Annotated in this window: 5 protein-coding genes; 3 read left to right on the top strand and 2 right to left on the bottom strand. The window is 71.5% G+C overall.

The features are described from left to right. Positions 1-40: 40 nt before the first annotated feature. The gene (locus AB0O67_RS36700) at positions 41-436 is read right to left on the bottom strand and encodes a rodlin (RefSeq protein ID WP_365460249.1); all 396 of its coding nucleotides are present in this window, start codon (positions 434-436) and stop codon (positions 41-43) included. Between the two features lie 246 nt (positions 437-682). Here AB0O67_RS36700 and AB0O67_RS36695 point away from each other — a divergent pair, with 246 nt between their 5' ends. From AB0O67_RS36695 to AB0O67_RS36685, 3 genes are all read left to right on the top strand, one after another. After that, positions 683-1,078 (top strand): rodlin, encoded by a 396-nt coding sequence (locus AB0O67_RS36695; RefSeq protein ID WP_365460246.1) that lies wholly within the window; start codon positions 683-685, stop codon positions 1,076-1,078. A 234-nt stretch (positions 1,079-1,312) separates the two neighbouring features. After that, positions 1,313-1,540: a chaplin ChpD gene (gene chpD / locus AB0O67_RS36690; protein WP_365460252.1), complete on the top strand. Its 228-nt coding sequence runs from the start codon at positions 1,313-1,315 to the stop codon at positions 1,538-1,540. Positions 1,541-1,645: 105 nt separating this feature from the next. Beyond that, the gene (locus AB0O67_RS36685; RefSeq protein ID WP_365460243.1) at positions 1,646-2,713 is read left to right on the top strand and encodes an LPXTG cell wall anchor domain-containing protein; all 1,068 of its coding nucleotides are present in this window, start codon (positions 1,646-1,648) and stop codon (positions 2,711-2,713) included. Positions 2,714-2,812: 99 nt separating this feature from the next. Here the strand turns inward: AB0O67_RS36685 and AB0O67_RS36680 are convergent, their stop codons facing one another. Continuing rightward, positions 2,813-4,138: an ATP-grasp domain-containing protein gene (locus tag AB0O67_RS36680; RefSeq protein ID WP_365460240.1), complete on the bottom strand. Its 1,326-nt coding sequence runs from the start codon at positions 4,136-4,138 to the stop codon at positions 2,813-2,815. Between the last annotated feature and the right edge of the window lie 365 nt (positions 4,139-4,503).

Raw genomic sequence — 4,503 nt, 5'->3', positions numbered from 1 at the left:
GCCGCCGAGATGCTCGGCGGCCCGCCCCCTCGTGACTACGTCACTCGCCGTTGGCCGACAGGACCGACACGTCCTCCAGCAGGTGCGCCAGCGCACCGTCACGCTTGGCGTTGGTGGAGTTCTCGGCGCACTGCTGCTGCGTGTGGTCCGACAGGATCGGGATGTCCTTGATCGGGATACCGACCAGGGCGCCGGCGCCGACGGGCAGGTCGTTCACGGCGATGCAGGGCTTGTTGAAGGAGCCCTGGATCAGCGCCATCTGCGGGCTCATGTTCCCGTACGTGGACGAGTTGCCGAAGCTCTGCAGGGCACCGTTGCCGTTCGCGGCGGTCGGGCCGCTGTCGTCGCCGACCGCCATGGCGCCCGGGGCCGCGGCGGCCGAGGCACCCATGACGGAAGCGGCGATCGCAGCGGTGGCAACAACCTTCTTGATCACTGGCCAGTCCTTTCTTAGGAAACCCCGTCCACCGGAGCGTTCTGGTCAACTGCACGCGCACTACGCGGTTTCTCCCGATCACCCTGTCGGCCGATACCTCAACCCTTTGTGTGTTCGTCGTCACCGGTGATTATCAGGCGTTTGGACGGGAGGCCGGGCCAACCGGGTGAACATCCGCAACCAATCATCTGAGTCCGGGTTGATGAGGCCGTAGGACATGCGTCGCTACGAGGAAAGGAACGCGAAGTGCTCAAGAAGGCAATGGTCGCCGCGGCGGCTGCCGCTTCCGTCATCGGTATGTCGGTGGCGGCCGCTCCCCAGGCGCTTGCCGTCGGGGACGACTCCGGGCCGTCCGTGGCCAACGGCAACGGTGCGTCGTCGTCGTTCGGCAACTCGGCGACCAAGGGCGACATGAGCCCCCAGCTCTCGCTGGTCGACGGGTCGCTCAACAAGCCGTGCCTGGCCGTGCAGGACGTCCCCGTCGGTGTCGCCGCCGCCATCGGCGTCGTGGCTCAGGACATCCCGATCCTGTCCGACCACACGCAGCAGCAGTGCGCGGACAACTCCACGAACACCAAGCGTGACGCCGCTCTCAGCCACATCCTGGAGGACCTGTCGGTCCTGTCGGCGAACGGCGACTGAGTACCCACTCGCGCAGCCCGGGCGGTCCGCTGAGTCCCTGCGGGCCGCCCGGCGGCGCGTGTGGAAGAAGTTATTTACCGAGCAATCGAGTGAATTCCTCGGTGTTATACGTTCCATGGTTTCTTCGGCTGTCAATTTCTCGTTTGCAGGCTGCAGGTCATGGTGCGAGCCGTACAGCTGTGCTCGCTCGGTTTCGGCCGTCCAAACGGCATGACCGCAGAGAAGGGAAAGTTCATGAAGAAGAGCGCTGCTGTCGTCGCGGGCGCGATCATGGCTCTCGGGATGGCCACGCCGGCCTTTGCCGACGCGCGCGCCGAGGGTGCCGCTGTCGGTTCCCCGGGTGTCCTCTCCGGCAACGTGGTCCAGATTCCCGTGCACATTCCGGTCAACGTGTGCGGCAACACCGTCAACGTGATCGGGCTGCTGAACCCGGCGTTCGCCAACCAGTGCAAGAACGACTGACGCTGTAACGCACCAGCCGCTCGGCTGCGCCACGGCCGGCCTTGGACGACTCCATCCTTCTCCAAGGCCGGCCTTCCCACTTCTGCGAGCAGGAAGACAACGAGATTGCGACAGACCCTGAGCAAGGGAATGGTCGCGGCTGCCGCCGCGACGAGCATGCTGTCCCTGTGCGGCGGTGCCGCCCTCGCCGACACCACGGCGGGCGGGGCGGCGGGGGGCTCGCCCGGCGCGGCCTCCGGCAGTAGCGTCGCGGCCCCCGCCGAGGCACCGGCGGCGGGAGCGTCCCGTGACGGCGAAGAGTTCGATCACGAAGCGTTCTACGAGAACGTCCGTGACGAGGTCTACGCGGACATGGCCCTGGCACAGGACGCGCCCGCCGAGGTCGGCACCGCGTCGGACAGCGCTGCCGTGGACGGTGCGACCGCAGAAAGCGCTTTCATCGACAGTACCGCTGAGGAGAGCACGACCGCGGACGACACCCCCGTGGACAGCACGACCACGGACGGCACGGCCGCGCAGGACACCGCTGCGGAGAGCGCGACCGCGGACAGCACCGTCGTGGGCGGCACCACCGCCGACAGCACCGCCGTGGACGAGGAGGTCGTCGTCGGACAGGGCGCCGGCTCGATCTCCGGCAGCGTCCCGGAGACGACCGCGGAGACTCCCGCCGCGACGCCTGCGGAGACCCCCGCGGCAACGCCCGGGGAGGCGTCCGAGGACATGCCCGCGACGCTCGTGGACGACATGCTGGCCGGCGGCTACGGCGACGACCTGCTCGGCGCGTACGGTGCCGAGTCCGACAGCGGCTACGGCTACGGGGAGGACACCGGCTACGGCGAGGCGACCGGCTACGGCGGCGACGCCGGCTACGGAAGCGGCTACGGCGACGAGGGCGGCTACGGCGACACCCCCACGACGCCCCCGCCTCCGACCAAGACCCCGCCCCCGACGCCCACCCACCCCCCGACCAGCCCGCCGCCCACCAAGACCCCGCCGCCCACCAAGACTCCGCCCACCAAGACCCCGCCCCCCGACAGCGAGAACCCGGAGCAGCCGCCGTCGCTGCCCGAGACCGGCTCCGAGGCCGTACTCGCCGCCTCGGGCGCCGGCGCCGCGATGATCCTGGGCGGTGCGCTGCTCTTCCGCCGAGGCCGAGCCGGCCAGCGTAGGTAGGACACCCGGTGCCGGAGACCCCGCGCACCAGGTACACGAAGTCCGGGCGCCCCGGGCGACGAACCACCGTCGCCCGGGGCGCCCGCACGAGCGGGCCCGTCAGCGGCTGACCGCTGTCTCGTCCTTCTCGTCGCCGGGGAGACCGGAAGCTTTGGAGAGCTCAGGGACGACGGACACGTCGCCCGGGCGGGGCTCCGCGGGCGACGCCTGCCGGACCAGCGAGACCCGTGGCCAGGCCCCCACCGTCGCCTTCGGCCGCAGCCGCGCCCGAAGACGGCGCAGCACGTGCCGGGTCCACAGGGCGCTCATCGCGAAGCCGGGGGCGAGGTCGTCACGGGAGTGCCAGGCCAGCTCGCGGCCGCCCGGTGCGGGGCGGAGCGAGGCCAGCGGGGCGTAGTTCTCCACCACGAACGCCCGGCCCGGACGCGACGCGCCGTCCGGCAGCGGGCGGTGGGTCAGATCCAGGTGCAGGGCGCGTACGACGTCCAGTCCGGCGGTGTCGGTGAAGAGCCGGAACTGGGCTCCCGGGCGCGGGTTGAAGTCGAGCAGGTGGTAGCGCCCGGTCGTGCCGCAGCGGCGGAAGTCGAGGTCCAGGATGCCGCGGTAGCCGAGCTCGCCGACGAGCCGTTCGGCCAGGGCGCGCACCTCGGGGTTGGCCGTCCACTCGCCGACCGCCGTCAGCCCCGCGGCGCGCGGCCAGGAGTGCAGTTTGCGGCCGGGTCCGCCGGCGCGGACGGCGCCGGAGCGGTCGGCGTACCCGTGGAAGAACCAGTCGCGGTCCGGGCCCGGCGGCAGGAACTCCTGCAGCAGCAGCCGGCTGCCCGCCTCCCCGGAACGCTCGAACAGTTCCCGGGCCTCCTGCGTGGAGCGCACCAGTGCCGTGCTGCGCAGGCCGGTGCCGGTGGGCAGCAGCCAGGGGCGGCTCCACTTCGCCACCACCGGCAGTCCGAGGCGCCAGGCGGCCCTGGCGGCCTGGTCGGCGGTGCCGGGGACCAGCGTGCGGGGGTGCGGGAGGTCCAGGGCCGCGCAGATGCCGGCCAGTTCCGCCTTGTCGGCGACCCGCTCGGGCAGTCCGGCGGGCGGTGCGGGGAGCAGGTAGGTGGGCGCGAGGGCGTCGTGCAGCCGGCCGACCGCGATGGCGCTCGCGTCGTCCATCGGGATCAGCACGGCCGGCCGCGCGATCCCGGCGGCCACCCGGCGCAGCACGCCGGCGATGTCGTCGGGGGACGCGTCCGGTCCCGGCGGCGGATGCAGTTGCCGTACGAAGCGGGACATACGGACCGGGCTCCCCGCGCAGTCGGCGACCACGTGCACGTCCACCCCCGCGCGGCCGAGCGAGCGTACGGCGCCCAGGGTGCCGTGGTGAAAGGGATTCCGGTCGATCCGCAGCAGGACCACGGGGACACGGGTGTCGAACAGCGACACGGTGTTTTCCTTCGGTTGTTTCACCCGTGCGGGCGAGCGGGGCACTCGTACGCCGCATGCGCACTGGCGGAATTCATACTGATATGACTGAGTGTCAGTAACGGGGAAGTGGAAAGCCGTCAGGAAATTCGTCACCGCCACCGTCCACCCAAAAGGGCGTCAGCTGTTGGACGGCGCACGGGAGTGGAGAAAGGAATAGGCATGGCCGCACAGCATCGCCGGGCCCGGCCCCGGCGGCTGGCGTGCCTCGCGGCGACGGTCGTCGCGTCGGCCGCCCTGGCCACCGGCCCCGGCTTCGCCCTGGGCCTGGGGGTGAGGGTGACCGGCGACCCGCCGGCTCCCGCGCCCACCGCGCCCACCGCGCC

Source organism: Streptomyces sp. NPDC086077 (genome assembly GCF_040686175.1).
Lineage (GTDB): Bacteria > Actinomycetota > Actinomycetes > Streptomycetales > Streptomycetaceae > Streptomyces.
Note: the sequence above shows the minus strand (reverse complement) of the source record. Positions and strands in the feature narration are given on the sequence as shown.

Coding starts and splice junctions, on each gene's coding strand:
- chpD (WP_365460252.1), top strand. CDS start 1,313: ATGAAGAAGAGCGCTGCTGTCGTCGCGGGCGCGATCATGGCTCTCGGG.